Source organism: Streptomyces sp. NPDC050704 (assembly GCF_040654355.1).
Taxonomy (GTDB): Bacteria; Actinomycetota; Actinomycetes; order Streptomycetales; family Streptomycetaceae; genus Streptomyces.
Genome location: NZ_JBFAHW010000022.1, coordinates 1 through 20,401, shown reverse-complemented (window position 1 = coordinate 20,401; position 20,401 = coordinate 1). Strand labels below are relative to the sequence as shown.

Below are 20,401 nucleotides of genomic sequence, written 5' to 3'. Positions count from 1 at the left end.
TTGCTCCGACTATTTCGTCATGGCGCTTAACAAATTAGTATGCGGAGGCATCTCTGGGAAGAGACAAGATGTCTCCGAGCAGAGACATGGAGTGGCATCCGGGCCGTCTCGGCCCGGACAAACCCCTTAAAACACCAGGTCAGACCCCGCGGAGCCGCGGAAGAGGGAGAGTCCGATGTCAGCAGCCGAGGGTCCGCTCGTCGTCGGCGTGGACACGTCCACCCAGTCCACCAAGGCCCTGGTCGTGGACGCGGCCACCGGGGAGGTGGTGGCGAGCGGCCAGGCGCCGCACACCGTCTCGTCCGGAGCGGGCCGCGAGAGCGATCCGCGGCAGTGGTGGGACGCGCTGTGCGAGGCGCTGCACCAGTGCGGAGACGCGGCGCGCGAGGCGGCCGCGGTGTCGATCGGCGGGCAGCAGCACGGTCTGGTCACACTGGATGCCCAGGGCGAACCCGTACGCCCGGCCCTGCTCTGGAACGACGTGCGGTCGGCGCCGCAGGCCCGCCGTCTGACCGAGGAACTGGGCGGCGCGAAGGTCTGGGCCGAGCGCACCGGAAGCGTCCCGGCCCCCTCCTTCACGGTCACGAAGTGGGCCTGGCTGGCCGAGAACGAGCCGGCGGCGATCCGCGCGACCAAGGCCGTACGGCTCCCCCACGACTACCTCACCGAGCGCCTCACGGGGCAGGGCACGACCGACCGCGGCGATGTCTCCGGTACGGGGTGGTGGGCGTCCGGCACCGAGGCGTACGACGAAGAGATCCTGCGGCATGTGGGGCTCGACCCCGCCCTGCTGCCGCGTGTGGTGCGGCCCGGTGAGGTCGCCGGCACCGTCCGCGACCGCCATGACCTGCCCTTCTCCAAGGGCACGCTGGTCGCCCCCGGCACCGGTGACAATGCCGCCGCGGCGCTGGGCCTCGGGCTGCGCCCGGGCACTCCGGTCCTCAGTCTCGGAACATCCGGCACGGTGTACGCGGTCTCCACGCGTCGGCCCACCGACCCGTCCGGGACCGTGGCGGGCTTCGCCGACGCGCGCGGCGACTGGCTGCCACTGGCCTGCACCCTCAACTGCACCCTCGCCGTGGACCGCGTCGCCGCGCTGCTGGGCATCGACCGCGAGGCCGTCGAGCCGGGCACGAGTGTGACGCTCCTCCCCTACCTGGACGGCGAGCGCACGCCGGACCTGCCGCACGCCTCCGGCCTGCTGCTCGGACTGCGGCACGACACGACGCCCGGACAGCTGCTCCAGGCGGCGTACGACGGTGCGGTCCACTCCCTGCTCGGCGCCCTCGACCTGGTGCTCGACGAGGACGCGGACCGCTCGGCCCCGCTGCTGCTCATCGGCGGGGGCGCGCGGGGAACGGCCTGGCAGCAGACCGTACGCCGGCTGTCGGGGCGCCCTGTTCAGGTGCCCGACGCGAAGGAACTGGTGGCGCTCGGCGCTGCCGCGCAGGCCGCGGGCGTACTGACCGGCGAGGATCCGGCGGCGGTCGCGCGGCGCTGGCACACCGCGCGCGGCCCGGTGCTGGAGGCCGTGGAGCGGGACGAGGCGGCGCTCGCGCGGATCGCCGGGGTACTCTCCGACGCGGCTCCGCTGCTGGAGCGGGAGGCGGATCGCCCCTGAACGACTGATCGGCACCTGCGGCCCTCCCTCCCGGAGGCGTCGGCACGCACTGACCAGGACAGCCCTGAGTGGGCCGGCCGGACGAGGACTGACGGAGGCATGACCGCACCGCTGCACGAGGGCCATCCCAGCAGTCCGGCTCGGCGACTGCCCGACACCCAGCAGGGCATGCGTCGCCGCAACCTGTCGCGGGTGATGCACACCGTGAACGCCGACGGTCCGCTGTCCCGTGCCGCCGTCGCTTCGCACATCGGGCTGACCCGGGCTGCCGTCTCGACCCTGGTCGACGAGCTGATCCGTTCGGGGCTCCTCGAAGAGCTGGGCCCCGAACGGCCGGGGCGGGTGGGGCGGCCCGGCTCGGCGCTCGCCCTGAGCGGGCGCGGCCCCGCGGGGATCGGGGCGGAAGTGGGTGTCGACCATCTCGCCGTGTGCGCGGTCGATCTGCGCGGCGAAGTGCGGGCCCGGGCGGTGCGGCACGGCACCAACCGCGGCCGGTCGCCCGAGCCGGTGCTGCGGGAATTGACCGGGCTGATACGACGGGTCGTCGCCGAGGCGGAGAGTGAGGGCCTGTGGCCCGCGGGCCTCGCCGTCGCCGTGCCGGGCCTCGTGGCGCGCGACGCCCGGACCGTCGTCCGCGCCCCCAACCTCGACTGGCACGACACGGACCTCGGCGCTCTGCTGCCGGGCGAACTCCCGCTGACGGTCGACAACGAGGCGAACTTCGGCGGGCTCGCCGAACTCTGGCTCAACGAACAGGCGCCGCGCGACTTCCTGCACGTCTCCGCCGAGATCGGCATCGGCGGGGCGGTCGTCGTGGACGGACGGCTGCTGCGGGGGACGCGGGGCTTCGCCGGCGAGTTGGGGCATGTGCCGGTACGTCCCGAGGGACCCGCCTGCGCGTGCGGCGGGCGCGGCTGCCTGGAGCAGTACGCGGGCGAGGAGGCCGTGCTGCGTGCGGCCGGTCTGGAACTGGGCGAGGACCGGGTCGGGCTGCTGGCCGAGCGCGCGGCTCAGGGCGACAAGGACGTGCGGCGGGCCCTGCGCGACGCCGGAATCGCGCTGGGCATCGCGCTGACCGGTGCCGTGAACCTGCTGGATCCGGAGGCCGTCGTGCTGGGCGGGGCGTTGTCGGGGCTCGCGCCCTGGTTGCTGCCGTCGCTGGAACGGGAGTTGGCGCGGCGGACCGCGGGCCCGGCCTGCGCGGTGTCCGTCTCCCGGCTGGGCCCCGAGGGACCGCTGCTGGGCGCGGCGCACTCGGTGGTGCGGACCGTGCTGGACGATCCGGCGGGCGTGGGCGGCGGGGCGTCGTAGGCCTCGGCTCGCCCTGCCCCAACTCGCCCTGCCTCACCGCGTAGGCCCGCCACAAGGCTCTCCTCCCTGCGGACCCGGCCGCGCGCTCCGGTCGCGCTCCGGTCTGTCTCGGGCATCTCAATCCCCCTCACGAGTGACCGAGTTGTCCACAGTCCCGGTGTTGTCCACGGACCGGGCCATGTTCTTCCTCCCCCATCGGCAAGAGCCGTACCGTGATTCACGCGAGACGCCGTCGTCGGGCGGACGGAGGCGTGTCAGAGCACGGGGAAAGCGGGGGATTCACATGTCGGGGGAGACTGCGATGGGCCTTGCCCGCGCCTGGTACGTCCCGCGTCGCGGGCGAGAGTTACCCCAGCCGGCGAGGCATCTGCCGGTGTCGTACGCGGGTCCGGTCGTGGGCGCCTGGATGATGACCGTGGTCGTGCTGATCGCGGTGCTGTTGCGACGCCACTCGGGGCGCACAGCCGAGACCGCCCGTGTTCGCCTCGACGAGACTCCTTCCCCAGCCTTGCGCAGAACGGAGCTGTACAACCATGAGCGACCCGCGGATCCTGACCGTGCGGCCCGAACCCGGCGAGTACGCGTGGACGTTCGGCGGCGCGCCGCCGGTGGCGCGTATCGCGCCGGGCACGGTCCTCGACCTGTACACGGAGGACTGTTTCGCCGGGCGGGTGCGGTCGGAGAAGGACCTGGTGTCCGAGGTGTGCGAGTTTCCGTTCCTCAACCCCCAGACGGGACCGTTCCACGTGGAGGGTGCCGAGCCGGGCGACACGGTCGCGGTGCACTTCGTGTCGATCGAACCGGCACGGGACTGGGCGGCGTCGACGACGGTCCCGCTGTTCGGGGCCCTCACATCCACGCACACCACGGCCACGCTGCAGCCTCCGTTGCCGGAGACCGTGTGGATCTGGCAGCTCGACCGCGCGCGCCGCACCGCGCTGTTCAGCGCCCGCGACAGCGACATCCGGATCGAACTGCCGATGGATCCGATGCACGGCACCGTGGGCGTGGCGCCCGCCAACCTGGAGGTGCGCTCGGCCCTGGTGCCGGACGCACACGGCGGGAACATGGACACCCCCGAGATGCGGGCCGGGGTCACCTGCTACCTCGGAGTGAACGTCGAAGGCGCGCTGCTGAGCCTCGGCGACGGGCACGCACGGCAGGGCGAGGGCGAGACCTGCGGGGTCGCCGTCGAGTGTGCGATGAACACCGTGGTGATCGTCGAACTGCTCAAGGGGATCGCCACGCCGTGGCCCCGCATCGAGTCGGACACGCACATCATCTCGACCGGTTCGGCACGCCCCTTGGAGGACGCGTTCCGAATATCCCAGCTCGACCTGGTGCGGTGGCTGGTGCGCGACTACGGGTTCAGCGAGCTGGATGCCTACCAGTTCGCGACCCAGACCGTCGAGTCGCCGCTCGCCAACGTCTGCGACACCAACTACACCTGCGTGGCCAAGCTCCGCAAGGAGTGGCTGCCCAAGCGCGAGACACACCGCGGGCTGCACACACGGATGCGCGAAGCGGCGGCGACCCTGGGCCGTTGAACCCGACTCACCGACACCGGCACCGGCACACACGAACTCGCTCTACCGCCTGCCCCGGCACGACACCGCTCCCACCGAGAGGCGCCCCGATGGACCGACCCCCGTTCCTGCCCGCATCCCTGCCCAGCAGGCGGCGCCTGCTTCAAAGCACGGCACTCGCCACGCTGTCCACCGCCTTACTCCCGAGCACGCGAGCCGGCGCGAAACCCCAGGCCGTCGACTACCCACGAGCCGAGTGGACCCCGGCGACCAAGGCCAACTACACGACAGCCAACCGCCCGACGAGCCATCCTGTCGACTTCGTGATCATCCACGTGACGCAGGCGACCTATCGCACCACCCTCACCATCTTCCAGAACCCCAAGAAGAAGGTGTCCGCGCACTACGTCGTCCGGTCGGCCGACGGGTACGTCACACAGATGGTGCGCGAGCGCCACGTCGCCTGGCACGCGGGCAACTGGGACTACAACACACGCAGCATCGGCATCGAGCACGAGGGCTGGGTGGACAAGCCCGCGTACTTCACCAACGCCATGTACGAGGAGTCGGCGAAGCTCACCGCGGCGATCTGTGCCAAGTACCGGATCCCCAAGGACCGCTCGCACATCCTCGCGCACTACGAGGTACCGAACAGCGACCACACCGATCCGGGACCGAACTGGGATTGGACGCGCTACATGAGACTGGTCAACTCCGCCTGAGCCGCAGGCGGTCGGAGGGTCGGGCAGCGCCACGCGCGAGGCGGGCCGTACCGGGCGTGGTCACGATGCTTGTCCGCGCCCGCCACGGGAGTGACGATGTCCCCAGCCGCATCGCCTTCCCGGGAGGCCGAGTTGACCGATCCATGGGTGGCCCTGGAAACGGGGACCGACCCCGACGAGCGGGTGCGGGCGCTGCGCCGCGCCCACGAGACGTTCACGGAGGCGGGCACGGTGCCGCGTCCGGTGCGTTCCGTGGTGGCCGACTCGTGGCGGCGTTCGGCACGGGCCGGGGTCGGACCCGACGGCACCGCTCGGGTGGAGCTCACCGACGGAGACCTGGGGTCCTACCGGGCGGAGCATCCGTTGGCCCGAGTGATGCCGCTGTTCCGCGAGCTGATGGGGACGTTCGCGGCGGACGGCGAGCATCTCCTCGCCGTGTGCGACGCGCAGGGCAGACTTCTGTGGGTCGAGGGCCATCCCGGGACCCGCCGGAAGGCGGACGGGATGAACTTCGTGCCGGGCGCGCGATGGGCGGAGTCGGCGGTGGGTACCAATGCTCCGGGCACGGCGGTGGCGCTCGACCGGCCGGTGCAGGTGTTCGCGGCGGAGCACTTCATACGGCGCGTCCAGCCGTGGACGTGCGCGGCGGCACCCGTGCACGATCCGCGCACCGGGCGGCTGCTGGGCGCGGTCGACATCACCGGCGGCGATGGTCTGGCGCATCCGCACAGCCTGGGTTTCGTGCAGGCCGTCGCACGCGCCGCCGAGTCCCACCTGGCCCTGCTCACCCCGGCCCCGGCCACCACGGACGCCCTCGAACTGACCGCCCTGGGACGGGACGAGGCGCTGCTCGTGGCAGGCGGCCGCAAGCTGCGCCTCAGCCGCAGGCACAGCGAGATCCTGGTGCTGCTGTCCCGGCATCCGGAAGGGCTGTCCGGCGACGAGTTGTCGTGTGCGCTGTACGAGGACGAGTCGGTGACGCCGGTGACGTTGCGCGCGGAGCTGGCCCGCCTGCGCCGCCTCCTCGGGCCGGGAGTGCTCGGTTCGCGGCCCTACCGGCTCGCGGTGCCGGTCGAGTCCGACGTCTCGGTCGTGGAGCGCAAGCTGGGCGTCGGCGCGGTCACGGCGGCCGTGGCGGCGTATGCCGGTCCGTTGCTGCCCGGTTCGCAGGCCCCGGCGGTGGCACGGCTGCGCCGCCGGCTCGCCGACGGGCTCCGCGCCGCGCTCGTCTCCGGCCACGACCCGGACCTGCTGGCCGACTGGGCCCACGCGCCGTGGGGCGAGGACGACCTCGACGTATGGCGGGCACTCGCCGCGATACGGCCCACGGCCCCGGTACGGGCACGCCTGGAGGAGCTGGAGGCCGAGCAGTCGGCGGCCCCCGGGTGGACATCACGCTGACGGCGACGGGTCGCGACAGCGGCTACGGGTCACAGCCACCGCGCAGCACCCACAACCACGGCAGCGTGCCGAGGGCAACAGGCAATACCGCGCACAGCCTGCGTCCAACCCCGCACACCCCAGACGTAAGCCCCACCAGCCCAGATCCCGCTCCGAATGCGTCCTGACCGATCCGACCCGGTTCTCCCCGCCCTCCCCCGCTCCGCCCCACCCCGCGCAACGTATCTGCAACCTCCCCGCTCCTACTCTCGCGCCGAGAGCCGTCCAACGGCGGGCGGTCTTTTCTGGGAGGCAGCACATGACCCGTTACGCAGCGCCCGGTACCGACGGCGCGATCGTCTCCTACCAGGCGCGTTACGACCACTTCATCGGCGGCGAGTACGTGCCGCCGGCCCGCGGGCAGTACTTCGAGAACCCGAGTCCCGTGAACGGGCAGACGTTCGCGGAGATCGCGCGGGGCACGGCGGAGGACGTGGAGCGCGCACTGGACGCGGCGCACGCGGCCGCACCCGCCTGGGGCCGTACCTCGGTGACCGCGCGCGCCGACGTCCTTCTCAAGATCGCCGACCGGATGGAGGCGAACCTGGAGAAGCTCGCGGTCGCGGAGAGCTGGGAGAACGGCAAGCCGGTCCGCGAGACGCTGGCCGCCGACATCCCCCTCGCCATCGACCACTTCCGCTACTTCGCGGGGGCGATCCGCGCTCAGGAGGGTTCGCTCGGCGAGCTCGACGACGACACGGTGGCGTACCACTTCCACGAGCCGCTGGGTGTCGTGGCGCAGATCATCCCGTGGAACTTCCCGATCCTGATGGCGGTGTGGAAGCTGGCCCCGGCGCTCGCGGCGGGCAACGCGGTCGTCATCAAGCCCGCCGAGCAGACCCCGGCGTCCATCCACTACTGGATGAGCCTGGTCGCGGATCTGCTGCCGCCGGGCCTCGTCAACATCGTCAACGGGTTCGGGGTCGAGGCGGGCAAGCCGCTCGCGTCCAGCCCGCGCGTGGCGAAGGTCGCCTTCACCGGCGAGACCACGACGGGCCGGTTGATCATGCAGTACGCCTCCGAGAACATCAAGCCGGTCACGCTCGAACTCGGCGGCAAGTCGCCGAACATCTTCTTCGACGACGTATGGGCGCAGGACGACGACTTCCGGGACAAGGCGCTGGAAGGCTTCACGATGTTCGCGCTGAACCAGGGCGAGGTGTGCACCTGTCCGTCCCGGGCGCTCATCCAGCAGGGCCACTACAGCGAGTTCCTCGACGCGGCGGTCGCCCGCACCGAGTTGATCAAGCCCGGCCATCCGCTCGACACCGACACGATGATCGGCGCCCAGGCCTCCAACGACCAGCTGGAGAAGATCCTTTCCTACCTGGACATCGGCCAGCAGGAGGGCGCGAAGGTTCTGACGGGCGGTCACCGTATCGAGTACGACGGCGAGTTGGCGGGCGGGTACTATGTCCAGCCGACGATCTTCCAGGGCGACAACCGGATGCGGATCTTCCAGGAGGAGATCTTCGGTCCGGTCGTGTCGGTCACCTCGTTCACGGACTTCGACGACGCCATCAAGATCGCCAACGACACGCTGTACGGGCTCGGGGCCGGCGTATGGACGCGGGACATGAACACGGCGTACCGCGCGGGTCGTTCGATCCAGGCGGGCCGGGTCTGGACGAACTGCTACCACGCGTACCCCGCGCACGCGGCGTTCGGCGGCTACAAGCAGTCCGGCATCGGCCGCGAGAACCACAAGATGATGCTGGAGCACTACCAGCAGACCAAGAACCTTCTTGTTTCATACAGCCCGAAGAAACTTGGGTTCTTCTAGAGCTGCAAGTCGGTTGTCTGGAGGGAGGTTTTCCCTCCAGACAACCGAGATCCTCAGCCACTGTACGCAGTCACCCCAAGACGCTCCGGCGCGAACCGTTTCAAATCCACGCAATCCCCGGACCAGCCACGGACCAGTTGGAGCTCCACCATGTTCCGCGCTCTACGCCGCGTCTGCAGCTCTAGCCTCGCGCTTTCATGAGGCGGGGTGTCCGGCTGGTGATCAAGAAAGCAGAAAGTGCCTCTGACCAGCGAGAATGAGGATTGCTGAGGTCCTTGTTCCCACCACCGCCGGAGGCACTTTCCAGGTGAAGAAGCGTATCGGGTCCCACCCGCATGTCCGTATCGAGGGCGGCGGTCGCGGAGTCGTCTCGCAGGCCGGGGCCGTGCTGCTGGTCGAGACGGTCCGCAAGTCCGGTCTGGATGCGGCGATATCGGCGGCGCTCGGGCCATGGCGCAAGCCACGGGCGGTGCACGATCCGGGCAAGATCCTGCTGGATATCGCGCTCGCCGTCGCGCTGGGCGGGGACTGCCTGGCCGACGTCGCCGTACTGCGGGCCGAGCCGGCCGTGTTCGGGCCGGTGGCCTCCGACCCCACGGTCTCCCGGCTGATCAGCAAGCTGGCGTCGGGCGGACATCGAGTCCTGGCCGCGCTGCGCACCGCCCGTGCTGAAGTGCGCGAATACGTCTGGCGGTTGGCCGGTGAAGCCGCACCGGACGCTGACGGGCAGGTGATCGTGGACATCGACGGCGTCCTCGTCCTGGCCCACTCCGAGAAACAGGACGCCGCCGCGACCTGGAAGAAGACGTTCGGACACCACCCGCTGATGGGTTTCGTCGACCACGGCCGGGGCGGGTCCGGTGAGCCGGTCGTGGGCCTGCTGCGGCCAGGCAACGCCGGCTCCAACACCGCCGCCGACCACATCCAGGCCACCAGGTTGGCCCTGGCCCAGCTGCCCAAACGGCTCCGTCGCGGACGTCAGACGCTGATCCGCACCGACTCCGGCGGCGGCACCCACGAGTTCGTCGCCTGGCTCGCCCAACGAGGCAGGTGGCTGTCGTACTCGGTCGGCATGACCATCACCGACGCCATCCACCAGGCCGTCCTGAAGGTCCCGGCCTCGGCCTGGACACCGGCCGTCGAACCCGACGGCGACATCCGCGACGGCACCTGGGTCGCCGAACTCGACGCCAGCAGCGATTGCCTGACGGGCTGGCCGAAGGGGATGCGGCTGATCGTGCGCAAGGAACGGCCGCACCCCGGTGCTCAGTTGCGCTTCACCGACGCCGACGGCATGCGGCTGACCTGCTTCGCCACCAACACCCCCGGCGAGGCGATCGCCGCCCTCGAACTGCGCCACCGCCAGCGGGCCCGGGCCGAGGACCGCATCCGCGCCGCCCGCGCCACCGGCCTGCGCAACCTGCCCCTCCACGACACCGCACAGAACCAGATCTGGCTGGAGATCGTCCAGATCGCCCTCGACCTGCTCGCCTGGATGCCCCTGCTCGCCCTCACCGGCACCGCCCGGCTCTGGGAGCCCCGCCGCCTGCGGCTTCGGCTGTTCTCCACCGCCGCCCAGCTCGTCACCACCGGGCGCCGCCGCTACCTCCGCCTCGCCGGGCACTGGCCCTGGACCAACGTGATCACCGACGCTCTGGACCGGCTCCACGCCCTCCCGAACCCCGGCTGACCAGCACCTTCCCATCCCTGCGAGCAGCACGAGCCGACCGGAGCCGTGGCACCCGGCGCACACCCGACGCGACAGCCGGGCTCTCAACCTGCTCAAACTCCGAAAACCCCCACCGACACTCACCACAAAGGGTCCGTCAGCAAGCTGACGGACCCTCATGAATGATCGAGGCTAGCGCCCCTCTGGGAAGATCTACTAAGGTCGCGCACGAAAGGCCCAGTTGACACTGAGCCACCAGAACGGGACGTGCATGGAAACATACGCGAATTACTCCTCGATACCGCACTGGCTCACGCAAATCGACCAAAAGCGGCGAGCATTCGCAGACGATACGTACTTCGTCGAGACCTGGCAAGACGCACTCAGCATGCCGGGCCGGGCAACTCGCAGTTACTGCACACGCCACTCGACACTCCTCGTGAAGCCTGAAGCGCTGCGACTGGGCAAGGTTCCCCAGATACTTCGTTGGCTGCATGCACACGACTGGCAAGTCGTCCATTTCGAAACCGTCCGAGCATCACGCCATGTACTCCGCGGACTGTGGCGATACCAGTGGAATGCAGTGACTCGCCAGCACAAGCAGGTGGTCGACATGCTGTTCGGCACCTCAGATTGCCTCTTCCTTCTACTCCGCTCCACCACTCCAAGGAATATGACGGCAACGCAGAAGCTCGCCGAACAAAAGGGCCCTTCGGAGCCGGGTGAGAGAGCACCGTGGCAGCTTCGGGCAACACTGGGAAATTACAATGCATATCTCAATTTTGTTCACTCCCCCGACGAACCGGCAGATCTCATCCGAGAATTAGGCGTACTGTTCGGCGAGGACAAGCGAAGAGAAATCCTCAACGACAATCTCCCAGAAGCCTCGGAAGCGCACGTCCTATCCACTGCCGCGGCCATAAATTCGCACACCGGTCAAGACCACAGCGAACTTACACTCGAGGCAGCAGCGCAGCGCCTCACCGAGCTGTGCAAACAAAACGGCACGCACAAAACGATCGAAGCGGCAGTCACGGCAGCGGTTGAATCTTTTGAGCGAGGAGAATGGCGCGGAGACTGGCACGACATTCACCGTACGCTCGAGACAATCAACCCCGGCATCGCGCAGGACTTCGCATTTACCGTTCTCGCCACGTACTTGACCAATCCCCGGCTTGATGGAGTACACAGCACCCTCCCAACGATTCGCGGGATGATTTCCTGACCCGTCGAGCGAACAGATCGTCATCGGTTCTAAGGAGTGAGCGATCAGCAGGTACAGTCTCGCCTCCACGCCCGGCAAGGTCCGCGGCCTCCACGCGCTGAGCGAGAGTGGCATCTTCACCATCGCCGCAATGGATCACCGGCGAATGTTCGCGAAGATGTACGACGGTGCACTGGCCTACCAGCAGATAAGGAAACTCAAGCAACAGCTCCTCGCGCCCCTGTACGTCCACACAACGGGTGTGCTGCTCGACCCAAATTACGGCATTAATCTCACTCCGCCGTCCGCGGCACTCATCCTGAGTCTTGAAAAGCCAGGCATAAGCATGCAGGACGGCTATCCACAGTCCGAGCTCCTCGACGGCTGGTCCACCAAGAAGGCGAAGAACGCCGGGGCCATCGGGGTGAAACTCTTAGTCAACATGGATCCGGACGACGCCGACAGCGCGGCAGCCGGTCGCCGCCTCGCCGAGCAGGTGGCTCACGAATGCCTGGAGCAGGACATCCTGCTTCTCCTTGAACCGATGGTTCCAGGAGATCTCGACCGCCGCGATGAACGAACGATAGCCGCACTCGAGACACTCGCGGACGTTCCCGCCGACATCTTCAAAATTGAGTATCCCGGGCCATCACTTGTGCGTCGGGTAAGTTCAATGATAGAAGCACCGTGGGCCGTCTTGTCGGGGGGTGTCGACTTCGACCAGTTACGCAATATCGTTCAGATATCCGGCTCAGCGGGATGCTCAGGCTTCGTGGCGGGAAGATCCGTCTGGCAGGAAATCAAGCATTTCACATCCGAGGATGAGCGTGCCAAGTTCATCCAGTCCACTGTCACGAATCGTTTTGAGCAACTCAGACAGGTTGCCCAGGATCACTGCGCCCCGCTGTGGAACAGGGTGACGGTCGACGACGACCTTTCTATGGACTGGTATCAGGCCTACGCACTCTCAGGTCAGGAATGAACTCAATACGACGAAGGAACGTTCGCCTGAACACGTCCTGGCCCGGGAAGATTCACGACTGATGAGTCAGGCATTCCGCAGTCTCCTGATAGCCGACGTGGACGCCACCCTCACACCCACACATGGTGCTCTGACGTCCGATCAGGTGGACATCCTGTCCCAACTGCTCGGCGTCCACGACGTATTGATCACCGTCGTGTCGGGAGCCTCTTCGGATTCGCTCGAACGACGGATCTGTGCCCGAATCGCACCAAGGCTGCGACAGGGGATGGTGCTCTACAGCAACCACGGGGGGTCCTGTCTACAATTCACCGGCGCGGGAAGAGCGAGATACCACTACGACAACGCCCCACTTTTCGGGCACTATCGAGAATCCATCACGCAATTGGTACTTACCTACACACGAAAGCGGGGCCATCTGCCCACATTGTTCCGCAAGGGAGATCAAGCCGTATCGGGAAATGTCTGCATCGAGCAGAAGGAAGTCCAGACCACACTGACACTTCTCGGCCTGGAATCCCAGCGAAAGAAAATTGTCGTCGACTTGTCGAGAACCATCGCAGCTGTCCATGGTGATCGGTTCATTGTTCGAGCTGCCGGGACCAAATCGATAGACATTCTCCCGGCTACCTCAACCAAGGCCCGTGCCGTTCAGCATCTCGTCAACCGCTTGCCACGCCTGGGCGTCGCCACGGATGCCGAGGCGACCATTGTCGGCGACTCCTTCGGGCCCGGCGAACCCGACAATGAACTCCTGCATCCCCACTTCACGGGTTCTCATGTCTTTTGCGCCGGCTCCAGCAAGCCGGACTATCGCGGCTTCGTCGTGTCCGGCGGTGAGAACACGGGCCCCACTGGCACGTTTGCGTTCCTGCGTCAACACTTCGCATTGGACCGCGCCGCCGAGCACCACACCGAAGGGGGCGGGATACGAAGATGCCGATAATTCAGGTTGAAGGGCTCACCAAGGAATACCATCGACCGGTGCGGCACTCCGGTGCGTTCGGTGCGCTACGAACGCTCTTCACGCGGCAGCGGATCACCTCTCAAGCCCTCCAAGGCGTAGACTTCGAGATCAATTCTGGAGAGCTGGTAGGATACCTTGGCCCGAATGGAGCGGGCAAGTCCACCACCATCAAGATTCTCACGGGAATACTCCAGCCGACGCGAGGTGTCGTCGAAGTAGCAGGAAAGCTTCCGTGGCGTGATCGCGAAGAAAACGCTCTCAACATCGGTGTCGTCTTCGGGCAGCGAACTCAGCTGTGGTGGGATCTTCCTCTGCGGGACTCCTTGGATCTCATAGCCAAGCTCTATGGTGTGAGCAGGGCGAGGTACAAGAAAAACATGGAGACTTTTGCCGAGCTGCTGGATCTCCAGCCGTTCTTGGATACACCGGTTCGACAGCTCTCGCTCGGACAGAGGATGCGTGGCGATCTTGCCGCAGCTATGCTCCCCCAACCGCGCATTCTGTTTCTTGACGAGCCAACTATTGGACTCGACGTTGTTGCGCGGGAACGCATGCGCGAATTCATCGCCAATCTCAACCGCGAAGAGGGTACGACCGTAATCCTGACCACGCATGACCTGGCTGATGTAGAGCGACTGTGCCCGCGCATAATTCTCATCGACGGCGGCAGGGTCCTGTACGACGGAAGCGTGTCCTCGCTCAAGGCACGCTACGCGCCGCATCGCCAACTGGTCGTCCAGTTGGCAGAAGGACACTCATGGGTCGATCTGGAGATCCCTGGCGTGGCCTTCACCACGGGAGACCGCACTGGCCAGATCTGCCTCCATTTTCTTCCTGATCAAATCCAGGCGCCTGACCTCATCGGAGCCGTATTGAGGCAAAATGCGGTAACAGATATGTCGATCACGGAGCCTGAGTTGGAAGGCGTAGTGCGGCGCCTGTACTCTTCCACATCCGCCCCTACCACTCGATGAAAACCGCGCATGCCACTCGTCGGAGCGCCAGGGCCTCCCTCGGGATAGTGCGGGCATCTGCCGCGAGCGTATCCACGTACCGGACCGACTACCTTCTTCAACTCGTGGGCTTGCTCATACAGATTTACCTGCTCAAGGCAGTATGGACTTCTGTGTTCCCAACCGATGGTTCCGTGTCTGCGAACAACGGGAATCAAGTTTCCCTTACAACCCAGACAACATACTCGACACTGGCAACCGTACAGTATTGGGTGCTGAACCCCTTCACTTTCTCTGCCATTCCAGAACGAATCCGCGATGGCCGAGTTGCCATTGATCTGGTGCGCCCCCTCAGCTTTCCCATTCAGATGATCTGCGCTCAATCGGGCGTCACCCTGGCCATGCTCCCATTCGCCTTGCTGGCGATTCCGTTTGCTGTACTCATCGGCGGAGCGCAACAGCCACCATCGGCCGCGAGCGCCATCCTTTGGATGTTCAGTTCAGTACTCGGCTATATCGTCACCGTGCTTCTCGCAACCATGGTCGGAATGCTGGCGTTCTGGACCCTGGAGGTGAGTGGGATCTTCATGGTCTATCGAATGGTGGGCCAACTCATGTCCGGAGCATTGATTCCCTTGTGGTTCATGCCGGAATGGCTGCAGTCTCTGGCTTTGTGGCTGCCATTTCAAGGCACTACGTACACACCGCTTGCGATCTACGTGGGTCAACTACAGGGAATCCTCGATCTGTGTACTGCCGTGGGCAGGCAACTTGCCTGGCTGATCGTGCTGTGCGTAATCCTACGCACTGTCTGGACAAGGGCATGGCGTCGAGTCGTCGTCCAAGGCGGGTAGGTGCGTAAGTCGCCATGACAGAGATTCCCACCGAACGGAACGAGCGTGTGTACGCGCGTCCTGGCCTCGTACGGCGCTACTTCCTGCTCCTGGCCGCAGCATGGAGATCACAGCTTCAATATCGAGCCAATCTGCTCTTTATGATTGTCGGAGGCATCGCCTATCAGTGCGTCGGTCTTGTTTTTGTGTGGGCCGTCGTGGAGCGGTTCGGAGAAATTGGCGGCTGGAGTCTGACTGAGATTTCGTTTTTGTATGGAATGAGACTCACAGCACATGCTCTGTGGACCATTCCCTTCAACCAATTGAATCGACTCGATGAGGTCATACGGGAGGCAGAATTCGATCGCTATTTGGTCCGTCCAGCAGGCTTGCTGGTTCAGTTGACGACTCGGCAGATCAACCCGCAAGTTGCCGGCGATCTACTCGCCGGAGTCGGCCTCCTTGCAGTTTCGGCCGGCCTGGTAAATCGGGACTGGACAGCTGCCACCGTCGGCTATCTCGTCTTGGCGATTGTCGGAGGCGCCCTGGTGGAGCTTTCGTTGCAACTGGCCGGCGCGGCTCTCTGCTTCAAACTGTTGTCCACCCGATCATTTCGCTTGCTCATCGACAGTGTCTTCAATAACTTCGGCGGCTATCCGATGAATGCCTTCCCCCTGGCAACCCAGTTTGCCTTGACTTTCATCGTCCCCCTGGCCTTTGTCGCATACTTTCCTGCATCCGAGCTGCTTGGACGCGCCGACGAAGTGCTTGTACACCCATGGATTGCCACGGCGTCGCCTCTCGTCGGGCTCCTGTGCCTTTCTGCCAGTTACTCATTCTGGCGCAGCCAGGCTCGGCATTACGGAAGCGCCGGTCATTGACGGCGGCACCAGAGAGCGGCCCTGAATCCGACTGAACATCTGGGAGAGTGGTCTGGTATGCATGTTGCCATCGACGCAGCGATTGCCCACCCGCGAGGCGGCGGCGTCGGTAATTATGCGATGCGGATTATTGATGGGCTTGCACATACAGAAGGGGTCCGAGTAACAGCGCTTGTGCCTGAAGAATCCGTCGGCGAGGTTGTGCTTCCCAAACAGTCACCAAAGTTTCGCTTCACGACAGTTCCCGTACCAGCGGACGCACCGTCTGAGCGCTTTGCGCGCCGGGAATACTGGGAACAGCGAGTCCTCCCTGAGCACGTTGATTCGGTGGATCCTGACATATTCTTCGGCCCATTGTCCATGGGCCCGATCAATTGGCCGGGCATCAAGGTCGTGACCGTTCATGATCTTGCGTTCGAGCACTTCACCGGACACAACGCGCAATGCCCTCCTGCCTATTATTCCTATTACTCCAGGTGGGCACGAAAGTGCGCATCCGATGCCAGGGCTCTCCTCTGCGTTTCACACGACACTCGTGCCGATGTGGAAGAGCGCTGGGGCATCCTCGGGAAATCTCACGTCACGCACATCGCTCCATGCCTGGATTTCGTCCCCGCAGACCGTGCTTCTTCCGTACGCCTGATCCAGGAGACGTTCAGTCTCCGTGAGCCGTTCTGTCTGTACGTCGGAGGCGCGTTCCCTCGGAAGAACGTTGCTCGTCTGATCGAAGCCGCGTCTCTCTGTCCCGACATAACAGAGAAGTTTCCTTTGGTTCTCGCTCTCGAAGATTCCGATGAATTGTCGAGGCTGATCCATGAATATCAGCTGGAACATTGTGTCCGGCTTATAGGACATTGCCCTTCCCGATTGCTTCCCCACCTCTACCGCGCGGCCCAGCTCGTCGTCTACCCCTCGCTTTCGGAGGGTTTCGGACTGCCGCCATTGGAAGCGCTGAGTTGCGGCACTGCCGTTGCCGCGACAAAGGCGGGCGCCGTTCCCGAGATTCTTCAGGACAATGCCGTCTACTTTGAACCGCGTGTTCCGGAGAGCATCGCTGCGGCACTGTCACGGCTCATACAAGATCGAGGGCTGCGTCATCGCCTCGGCAGGGACGGCAAAGCCTTCGCGGCAAGCTACACATGGGAGCGAACCACAGCGGCTACGGCTGCGGTTTTGGGGTCATGTCTCCCTTAACGACGGCGCTGTTACCTGTGCTTCTTACACCCTGCGCGATCTCAAGTTATGCATGAAACGATGCGTGTCGCCAATCTCCTGGGTACCACGGCGCTCGCCGTCACCGACGTGGCGCTCTCCGAGACCACAAGAACGGCTGGCGTCAGCGCCAGTGGAGCGGCGGCATTGCTCGCCCTCTCCGTCTCACCGGGGCTGAGCGTCACCGAGCTCGGGTGTCGAGTGGGCCTGTCACAGTCGGCGGCGCGGATGGTCGACTCGCTCGAGAGCGGCGGACTCGTCGGACGGCGCCGCGGAGATGGCCGTTCCGTTTCGGTGAAGCTCACGAATTCCGGGCAGCGGACGGCCCGCAAGCTGCTCACGGCACGGGGAGCACCGTTGACCGAAATCGTCGCCGTGCTCGATGAGGACGAGCAGATCGCTCTGGTCGGTCTGCTAAGCAAACTGCTGACTGGGCTGTACGAAGAGATCGGAAACGCGCATCTGATCTGCCGCCTGTGCGACCGGAAAAGCTGCGTGCGGGGCGCGGTGTGGCCGGTGGGACAGGCTGAGCGGGACGAGGGGGCGGGGTCCCGGTGACCGATGATGGGCGTCCTTCTCGCACTGGGCTCAGCGGCCTGCTACGGCCTGGCCGACTGGCGGGGCGGGCTGCTCTCCCGCCGTGCCCATTTCGCCGTCGTCGCCCTCGTCGGGCAGGTCGGCGGCCTGGTTCTCGCCCGCGCCGTTGCCCTCGTCCTCGTCCTCGTCCTCGTCCTGCCGAGCACGGCACCGGATGCTGCCGGTCTGGCCTGGGGTGCGCTGTCCGGCGTCCGCACCGGTGCCGCCATGGTCTTCTGTACCGCGGGCTGGGCCGCGGTACAGAAGACCATGGCGGTACCCGTCAGCGCCGTGGGAGGAGTGGCCCTGCTGGTCCTGGTCGGTGTGGCCGTCCTCGGAGACCGGCCGTCGGTCCTCTCCTGGTTCGGCATCGTCATCGCCGTGCCCGCGCTCTGGTCGGTCTCCAGTACCTGGCGCTCGCCCAGGCACAGACGGCGACGGGCCTCTGGCCGGTGGCTGCCGGACGACTCGCGGCCATCGCCGTCGTCCTCCCCATAGCGCTGTCGTATCGTGCGCCGATACGGATGCCGGTGCGGCACCGATCGGCGCGACGTTCACTGGGATGATCGCGGCCGGTGCACTCGTCCTGTACCTGTTCGCGGTTCAGCAGCAGCTCGTCGCCATCACCGTGGTCCTCTCCTCCCTCTACCCCGATGCTCCCGGTCCTGCTGGGCATCACCCTCCTGAGGGAGCGGTTCACCCTTCCGCAGACTGCGGGACTGGCCGCAGCGGGAGTTGCCGTCGGGCTGCTGACAGCCGGATAGGTCACCACCCATGGCGCGGTGCCACAGATCCGAGCTTCGCTCCAAGTTCCGATCGAAGTGCGGCCGGTCAGGGGTGCGCCAGCGTGGGCGTACTCGGCCGAGGTCCCGTACAGCGCGGTCTCGGTCTCCTCGTCTTCGGGAAACACGGCCGCACGGCCAACCGCCACGATGAACGGCCGCGCCAGGTCGCCGTACTTCCCGCCCTTCCTCTTGACCGCGTCGAGCACCTGATTCGATTGGGACTACTGCACGATCGGGTGACAGCGGGGTTTATGCAGCCAGAGCTGCGGGTGGGGTCATGATGGTCTCGTACTCGACGGGGGTCAATCGGCCCAGGCGTCGTCGCCGCCGGCGCATGCAGAACCCCATCGGAGCAGACCTGCAGCGGGCCTCGCTCTCACATGTGACTCACCAACAGCGCTGATGCGCCTGGACCGCCTGGGCAGCAAGAGACGCCCTCGCCTACCCGTGCCAGGCAGTACCAGCACAGAGTCCCGCGGGCATCGAATTCCAAGATCCGGACCAGGTGCGGAACAACTAGGCTTCACAGCAAGGGATTCCCCACATTTTTGCAGGTCAGTGGGGTCATGGTCCATGTACCACCGACAGACGAAGAACCTTCTTGTTTCATACAGCCCGAAGAAACTTGGGTTCTTCTAGAGCCTGAAGTCGGTTGCCTGGAGACGTCGTTGCGCTCCAGGCAACCCGAACGGGGCCTACCGTCTGCATTCAATGGAGCTTCTCGCGCTACCTTCGGACATCCCGGGGAGCATCTCGCGAACCGGTCGCGGACCAAGAGACGCCGAAGGACATCACAGGTCAGGTCGTCTTCACTGCAAACCCCAGCGTGGCAACGCGCTCCACATGATGCGTCATCGGGTACAGGTCAACGAGACGCAGCGACGTGACTCGAGTCGGTTACCGAGAGACAGCAGGACCGCCTGACTGCGACTTCGCGGTCGGCACGGCCACCTGAGAACACCTCATGCCAGCAGCAAGGCCAGCCGCAGTGAGGTCTCATATGTCGCGAAGCCGGTGGAGGGCATCCTCGGAAGCCGTGACGACATTCGACGGAGCCGCGTTTCAGCGCGGGGAAGCGGGCGGCGGCGCAATCTGCCTCCGGAGCGGTTCGGTGCGCGACCCGTCCCGCTCCCCCTCGGTTTGGTACCTTTCACTGGACACGCAAATCGATCGGATGTTCGTTTACTGGGATCTCCGAGACGTCCGTTGTCGGCAGTAGACGCTCACGTTCTCCGACGTGCGGCGTGCCACACAATCGGACCGGGTGAAAGCTCATGGCAGGGACCGACCACGAAAAGGCGCTGGACACCGCGCTCGCACAGATCGAGCGGAAATTTGGCAAGGGTGCAGTCATGCGCCTCGGCGAGCGGCCCAATGGTCCCATCGAGGTGATCCCCACCGGATCGACCGCGCTGGACGTGGCGCTCGGCGTGGGCGGTCTGCCCCGCGGCCGTGTGGTGGAGGTGTACGGGCCGGAGTCCTCCGGCAAGACGACGCTGACGTTGCACGCGGTGGCGAACGCACAGAAGGCCGGCGGCTCGGTGGCGTTCATCGACGCCGAGCACGCTCTGGACCCGGAGTACGCCAAGAAGCTCGGCGTCGACACCGACAACCTCATCCTGTCCCAGCCGGACAACGGCGAACAGGCTCTGGAGATCGCCGACACCCTGATCCGCTCCGGCGCGATCGACTTGATCGTGATCGACTCCGTCGCGGCCCTGGTGCCGCGCGCCGAGATCGAGGGCGAGATGGGCGACTCCCACATGGGCCTACAGGCCCGCCTGATGAGCCAGGCGCTCCGAAAGATCACCAGCGCGCTCAGCCAGACGAGGACGACGGTTATCTTCATCAACCAGCTGCGCGAGAAGATCGGTGTGATGTTCGGCTCCCCGGAGACCACGACCGGTGGCCGGGCGCTCAAGTTCTACGCCTCGGT

General features: G+C 65.9%; 17 protein-coding genes. All 17 read left to right on the top strand.

Features of this window, described 5'->3' with window-relative positions; genetic code table 11:
• Window positions 1–175: 175 nt before the first annotated feature.
• A complete protein-coding gene (xylB, locus tag AB0I18_RS15185) occupies window positions 176–1,621 on the top strand; it encodes a xylulokinase (RefSeq protein ID WP_363105916.1) in 1,446 nt (481 codons plus the stop codon).
• A gap of 99 nt (window positions 1,622–1,720) precedes the next feature.
• Window positions 1,721–2,932 carry an ROK family transcriptional regulator gene (locus AB0I18_RS15180; protein ID WP_363105915.1) on the top strand — a complete coding sequence of 404 codons (1,212 nt, stop codon included), beginning with the start codon at window positions 1,721–1,723 and terminating at the stop codon, window positions 2,930–2,932.
• A gap of 533 nt (window positions 2,933–3,465) precedes the next feature.
• On the top strand, window positions 3,466–4,479 hold the full coding sequence (locus AB0I18_RS15175; RefSeq protein ID WP_363105914.1) for an acetamidase/formamidase family protein: 1,014 nt from the start codon (window positions 3,466–3,468) through the stop codon (window positions 4,477–4,479).
• An 89-nt stretch (window positions 4,480–4,568) separates the two neighbouring features.
• Complete coding sequence (locus AB0I18_RS15170) at window positions 4,569–5,180, top strand: peptidoglycan recognition family protein (protein WP_363105913.1); 612 nt, start codon at window positions 4,569–4,571, stop codon at window positions 5,178–5,180.
• 96 nt (window positions 5,181–5,276) lie between these two features.
• Window positions 5,277–6,581, top strand: coding sequence for a GAF domain-containing protein (locus AB0I18_RS15165; RefSeq protein WP_363105912.1), 1,305 nt, complete (start codon window positions 5,277–5,279; stop codon window positions 6,579–6,581).
• A gap of 298 nt (window positions 6,582–6,879) precedes the next feature.
• Window positions 6,880–8,403, top strand: coding sequence for an aldehyde dehydrogenase family protein (locus AB0I18_RS15160; RefSeq protein WP_363105911.1), 1,524 nt, complete (start codon window positions 6,880–6,882; stop codon window positions 8,401–8,403).
• Between the two features lie 307 nt (window positions 8,404–8,710).
• Window positions 8,711–10,093 (top strand): IS1380 family transposase, encoded by a 1,383-nt coding sequence (locus AB0I18_RS15155; protein ID WP_363105910.1) that lies wholly within the window; start codon window positions 8,711–8,713, stop codon window positions 10,091–10,093.
• A gap of 250 nt (window positions 10,094–10,343) precedes the next feature.
• Window positions 10,344–11,297, top strand: coding sequence for a nucleoside-diphosphate kinase (locus AB0I18_RS15150; RefSeq protein WP_363105909.1), 954 nt, complete (start codon window positions 10,344–10,346; stop codon window positions 11,295–11,297).
• Between the two features lie 130 nt (window positions 11,298–11,427).
• On the top strand, window positions 11,428–12,258 hold the full coding sequence (locus tag AB0I18_RS15145) for a hypothetical protein (protein WP_363105908.1): 831 nt from the start codon (window positions 11,428–11,430) through the stop codon (window positions 12,256–12,258).
• A gap of 97 nt (window positions 12,259–12,355) precedes the next feature.
• The gene (locus tag AB0I18_RS15140; RefSeq protein WP_363105907.1) at window positions 12,356–13,204 is read left to right on the top strand and encodes a hypothetical protein; all 849 of its coding nucleotides are present in this window, start codon (window positions 12,356–12,358) and stop codon (window positions 13,202–13,204) included.
• Window positions 13,195–14,199 (top strand): ATP-binding cassette domain-containing protein, encoded by a 1,005-nt coding sequence (locus tag AB0I18_RS15135; protein WP_363105906.1) that lies wholly within the window; start codon window positions 13,195–13,197, stop codon window positions 14,197–14,199. Before AB0I18_RS15140 ends, AB0I18_RS15135 begins: the two co-directional genes overlap by 10 nt.
• A 251-nt stretch (window positions 14,200–14,450) precedes the next feature.
• Window positions 14,451–15,032 carry an ABC-2 family transporter protein gene (locus AB0I18_RS15130; protein WP_363105905.1) on the top strand — a complete coding sequence of 194 codons (582 nt, stop codon included), beginning with the start codon at window positions 14,451–14,453 and terminating at the stop codon, window positions 15,030–15,032.
• A gap of 14 nt (window positions 15,033–15,046) precedes the next feature.
• Window positions 15,047–15,892 (top strand): ABC-2 family transporter protein, encoded by an 846-nt coding sequence (locus AB0I18_RS15125; protein WP_363105904.1) that lies wholly within the window; start codon window positions 15,047–15,049, stop codon window positions 15,890–15,892.
• 57 nt (window positions 15,893–15,949) lie between these two features.
• Window positions 15,950–17,086, top strand: coding sequence for a glycosyltransferase family 1 protein (locus AB0I18_RS15120; protein WP_363105903.1), 1,137 nt, complete (start codon window positions 15,950–15,952; stop codon window positions 17,084–17,086).
• 60 nt (window positions 17,087–17,146) lie between these two features.
• Entirely contained in the window at window positions 17,147–17,662 is a 516-nt protein-coding gene (locus tag AB0I18_RS15115) for a MarR family transcriptional regulator (protein ID WP_363105902.1), read from the top strand.
• 3 nt (window positions 17,663–17,665) lie between these two features.
• Window positions 17,666–18,178 (top strand): hypothetical protein, encoded by a 513-nt coding sequence (locus AB0I18_RS15110; protein ID WP_363105901.1) that lies wholly within the window; start codon window positions 17,666–17,668, stop codon window positions 18,176–18,178.
• A gap of 1,561 nt (window positions 18,179–19,739) precedes the next feature.
• The coding region (gene recA / locus AB0I18_RS15105) for a recombinase RecA (protein ID WP_363105900.1) at window positions 19,740–20,401 on the top strand (662 nt) is incomplete at its 3' end.